General features: G+C 69.4%; 3 protein-coding genes. All 3 read left to right on the top strand.

The features are described 5' to 3' along the window. A partial coding sequence (locus tag ACFWJ4_RS41555) for a hypothetical protein (protein WP_380554672.1) occupies nucleotides 1–190 on the top strand: 190 nt, incomplete at its 5' end. A gap of 84 nt (nucleotides 191–274) precedes the next feature. Further along, nucleotides 275–823, top strand: a complete 549-nt coding sequence (locus ACFWJ4_RS41550; RefSeq protein WP_380554669.1) for an RNA polymerase sigma factor — start codon at nucleotides 275–277, stop codon at nucleotides 821–823. Then, nucleotides 820–1317 (top strand): transmembrane transport protein, encoded by a 498-nt coding sequence (locus ACFWJ4_RS41545; protein WP_380554666.1) that lies wholly within the window; start codon nucleotides 820–822, stop codon nucleotides 1315–1317. Before ACFWJ4_RS41550 ends, ACFWJ4_RS41545 begins: the two co-directional genes overlap by 4 nt. Nucleotides 1318–1664: the final 347 nt, after the last annotated feature.

Raw genomic sequence — 1664 nt, 5'->3', positions numbered from 1 at the left:
CCTGACCCTCGATGAAGATCAGGATGATGGGAAGATCGCGAAGCGGGTCTCGTTTGGACCGCCGATCAGCGGTCAGTTTTCACCCGTCGCCGACACGTGGACCCGGGACAACGCCCCGGTCCCGGAGCCGGGCACCGCATCGCTGGCCGGCCACGGGGAGTTCGCCTTCGGCTCGGTGAGGAAGGTCTGACTGGACTGCTCAAGGCCCTGTGAACCTTTCTGTCCCGGATGCCGACTGTTCCGATGACGCGCGGCGCGTGACCAGGAGGTGCGGGTGAACGAGGACAGGCACAACGGACTGCTGTTGGTGGTGCGTTGCCAGCTCGGGGAGCGGGAGGCGTTCAGCGAGCTGGTACGCGTCTGGCACACGCCGCTGTGGCGCTATGTGCGGAGCATGGTGGGATCCCCGGACATCGCGGACGATCTTGCCCAGGAGGCGTGGGTTGCCGTGGTGCGCGGATTCCCGCGCCTGCGGCAGCCTGAGCGTTTTGCCCCGTGGCTGTTCACCATTGCCCGGCGCACGGTGGTCGACCACCTGCGGCAGGCGTACACGGCCCAGGCGACCTCGGCCGCGGAGGGCGAGGCTGTCGCCGATCACGATGACTCCTCCAGTGGCGTCCTGAACACGATGGAGATCGAAGCGGGCCTTTCCGACCTGCCGCCGCTGGAGCGCGAAGCGCTGATCCTGTTCCACCTGCAGGATCTGTCCCTGGCCGCCTGCGCTGAGGTGCTGGGCGTGCCGCCCGGCACGGTCAAGAGCAGGCTGCACCGCGCCCGCCGCATGTTGCGGGACGTCCTGATCGAGAAGGGATACGAGGCATGAGCGAGCAGAGCCACGGGGCACCCCGGGAGGTGCCGGCGGAGCTGGAGCGCGCGCTGGCGGCGGAGGTCTCGCTGCGCTCGCGGATGCGGCACGTTGCCGTGGGACTGGCGGGAGGGTGTGGAGCGGCGCTGGTCTCGGTGCTGTGGGCAACCGAGCCGGGTCCACTCCCCTTTCGCACCCGGGCTGCCTTCGCCGGGCTGATCACGGTGGGGCTGGCCTGGGCCGCCTTCGCCGGCTGGGTTCTGAGCAGGCGGCGGCCGCTGTTCGCCCGGGACCGGGTGCTGGGTGCCCGGCTCGCTCTGGTGGTGACTGCGGTGACCGGCGTCGCCGGGGTCGCGGTGGCCGCAGTGCGCGGCACCACGGCCGGGACGCTGGCAGTCGCATTGGCCGGTGCCGGCCTTGTTGCCACCGCGGGACTGCTCCTGGTACGGGCGCAGTCCCGCCGCCGCGAACTGCTTGAGCTGCGCGACAGCCTTCGTGAGGACCCTTCGTGAGGACCGTCACGGAGCGTGCTTCTGGCCACGGGCGGGGGACCATCCATGGCCGTCAGCGGGGCGCCACAGTTGGCCGTCCCTGGGGAATTCCAAGAGCGCAGTGCTCTCGTCCAGGATGCTGGCAGAGATTTGGGCCGGCAGTCGCTTGGGTCGCTGCCCTTCCTACGGGCGCTTTTGTGCAGGAAGCGAGATCGTTTCGTCGTGGGTTGACGGGACGGCGGGCAGCGACTGAGCGACCCAAGCGACTCAAGAACGGACTTGTCCGCATCCTGGACACGTCTTCAGCGACTGTTCTCCGGGAGCCCGCCCACTGACCGCCGGTTGTCCGACACCGCAGGGTGTCGGAC

Origin of the sequence: Kitasatospora sp. NPDC127067 (assembly GCF_042724755.1) — a bacterium.
Lineage (GTDB): Bacteria > Actinomycetota > Actinomycetes > Streptomycetales > Streptomycetaceae > Kitasatospora > Kitasatospora lactacystinica.
Note: the sequence above shows the minus strand (reverse complement) of the source record. Positions and strands in the feature narration are given on the sequence as shown.